Source organism: Sphingomonas albertensis, from assembly GCF_014358075.1.
Classification (GTDB): Bacteria; Pseudomonadota; Alphaproteobacteria; order Sphingomonadales; family Sphingomonadaceae; genus Sphingomonas; species Sphingomonas albertensis.
This window is the reverse complement of record NZ_JACONT010000080.1, coordinates 1-2,122: the sequence shown is the minus strand read 5'-3', so window position 1 is coordinate 2,122 and position 2,122 is coordinate 1. Positions and strand designations below refer to the sequence as shown.

The 2,122-nt window shown below is 64.6% G+C and carries 2 protein-coding genes; one reads left to right on the top strand and one right to left on the bottom strand.

The features are described from left to right. Nucleotides 1-246: efflux RND transporter permease subunit (locus H8S47_RS18620; RefSeq protein WP_187505259.1), on the top strand; the 246-nt coding region annotated here is incomplete at its 5' end. Nucleotides 247-385: 139 nt separating this feature from the next. Here H8S47_RS18620 and H8S47_RS18615 read toward each other — a convergent pair. Then, on the bottom strand, nucleotides 386-2,122 hold a 1,737-nt coding region (locus H8S47_RS18615; protein ID WP_187505258.1), incomplete at its 5' end, for a hypothetical protein.

The following is a 2,122-nucleotide window of genomic DNA, read 5'->3' as shown; positions in this document are numbered from 1 at the left end:
GTCCAGCGGTCGCGGCCGGTGATCCTGACCGCGATGGCAGCGGTGCTGGCCTTCATACCGCTCACCTTTTCGGTGTTCTGGGGCTCGCTCGCCTTCACCCTGATCGGCGGAACGATCGGCGGAACGATCCTGACGCTGGTGTTCCTGCCCGCGCTCTACGCGATCTGGTTCAAGATCTCCCCCGCGGGAGATCTCGACCCCAACCACGTCCCGGTGCCGACCAGCCACCATCCGCTCATGGCGTGAAGCCCCCGGCGCGAGGCGACCCTCCTCGCGCCGGGCCCTGGATGTCCGGTACACCGCCGCGCCGGGCCGATGCAGCAGGCGCTGACGAGCATCCAAAACCCCACTTTCCGGCGAGACAGCGGCCCGGCCGGCCGATGCTTTAGTCGTCACCCTCCCGCCGGCCGCCAGCGATCGGAGGGCCATGCCTGGCCCGCAGCTCACGGTCCCACTTGGCCATGTCGAGGACGTAGGACGAGAACGCGAGCTCGCGGTATCCCATCGAATAGCGCCACTCGCGGGAATCCAGCGCCTCAAGCTGGTCGGTGGCGATCGACGCGGTGCCGAGATACGCGATCAAGTCGGCGATCTGGAAGTCGGGGCTGATCCAGAACGACAGACTGTCCTCGTCCGCGACGATGCGTCCGCTGGTCAGCACATTGATCAGCTCGTGGGCTTGGCGGATCGGATGGCCGTTGAGGCTGGCTCCGTGAAAGACGCGGTTCGCGATGACGATGCCGGTGTGGACGTCGCACGGCGGGTCGATCTCCCAGCCGAGCTTCTGGAATAGCGTCGCCTGGTTCGCAGCTTCGGCAAGGACCTCTCGCCGCTTGTCGAGCTGCTTCCTTGCGCCGCGGATGTGGTCCCAGCTGTTGCGCATCTCGTGGACGGACACCGGGTGGTAGGCGTTCTTGCACTCGAACAGGAAAAGCGACCCATCGCGCCAGGCGACGACATCCAGTTCTAGCTCCTTGCCGGCGATCCTGGTCTCGAAGTCGTTCCGGACGAGGAAGCCGACTGAGCGGAGGGCCTCGGTCAAGGCATGGACCATGCGGTCCCTTGGACCGATGGCGGAAGCGCGGAGGCGGTTGGCGACGATCGTGTTGCGCACGAGGTTCGAGGCCGCGACCACATGCGGCGCGATCACGTAATAGCCGCCGGCGTCCACGAACGGGCGGTACTGAAGGTCTAGGTGCGGCTCGGTCGGGTCCATGGTAAGAAGCGAGATGATCTCCCGGGACTTGTCCTCGTCGCCAAAGATAAGCCGCATCTGCTCGACGAGGTCGGCGTGTCGGATGACGAGAAGGGTCGAAGTCAGCGTCAGCTCCGCGCGCTCGGCCGGATCCTCGAGGTCGGCCAGGCGTCGCTGATAGGCGCAGCTGAGGAAGTTGAAGTACCGCTGCACCTTGAAGATATCCATTGATGTCACGCGGTCGGTGATCTGGAAGATCAGCTCCTCGAACGTGCCGAAGTTGTCGACGTCGAGCGCGAGCAGCATCTCAAGCTCGTCACGGAACAGATCGTCGCGTCCGAAGAACTGCTCGAACACCTCTGGCACGGCCGGCAGCTTCAGAACGAACCTGCGCACGGGATGCTCGATCAACTCGAGCAGGTCCTGGAAGATGCCGCGCTCGAAGCCGTGATCGATCACGGACCGCATGGAGACGGCTGGATTGGCCTCCTGCAGGTGGGTGAACCGGATCATCCCCTGGTTCTGCGCCTGGATGTAGCCGAGGCGCAGGGAGCGCTCGACGTCGGGATCGATGGAGGAGACGGTGACTGTCTCGCGCACGCCGTCGGCGCGGTAGGGGAGGCCGTCAAGGAACAGCTCGGCCTCCCTGAACTTGGTGAGACGGAACGCGGCGAGCAGCAGCCGTTCGTAGACTAGCGCGTTCTTGCCCACGGCGTGCGCATCCACATGGGCGAAGCTGACGCCGTCAACCGAGAACATCGACGCATAGGTTCGCAGGACCAGCGAGGCCGCCTCCGCATAATCCTCCGAGGAGTAGCGATGGCCGCTCAGGGAGCTCGCCTCGTTGTCGTTCATCCAGCCGTGGTAGAAGAGGCTGTTGACCATGACGAACACGGTCTTCAGCACTTCGGCGCGATGCGACCGGAT